We start from the raw sequence: 553 nt of genomic DNA, 5'->3' as shown, positions 1-553 counted from the left end.
GCGCTGCCCCGCCGCATTATGAAGAATGCCGATTTCGAAGGCATGGTCGAAACCTCGGACGAGTGGATCGCCCAGCGCACCGGCATCCGCCAGCGTCATATCGCGGCAGACGACGAGACGACGGCTTCGCTGGGCGAGGCCGCGGCCCGCGCCGCCCTTGCCAATGCCGGGCTGACGCCTGACGATATCGACCTGATCGTGCTGGCGACGTCGACGCCCAACAACACTTTCCYGGCCACCGCCGTCGAGATCCAGAACCGSCTCGGCATGCATCAYGGCTTTGCCTTCGACATGCAGGCAGTGTGCTCGGGMTTCGTCTATGCGGTGACGACAGCCGATCTCTACATCCGTGGCGGCCTGGCAAAACGCGTGCTGGTGATCGGTTCGGAAACATTCTCGCGCATCCTCGACTGGAGCGACCGCTCGACCTGCGTGCTTTTCGGCGACGGTGCCGGCGCACTGATCCTGGAAGCAGGCGAGGGGGACGGTACGATTGCCGACCACGGCGTTCTGGCCGCCAGCCTGCGCTCAGACGGTGCGCACAAGGACAAGC

At 65.0% G+C, this 553-nt stretch carries 1 protein-coding gene; it reads left to right on the top strand.

Features of this window, described 5'->3' with window-relative positions; genetic code table 11:
- Nucleotides 1-553, top strand: a 553-nt coding sequence (locus tag AC1DX0_RS36930; protein ID WP_477359619.1) for a thiolase family protein, incomplete at both ends; no start/stop codon positions are given.

It is taken from the genome of Mesorhizobium sp. P3_A9, assembly GCF_056402975.1.
Note: the sequence above shows the minus strand (reverse complement) of the source record. Positions and strands in the feature narration are given on the sequence as shown.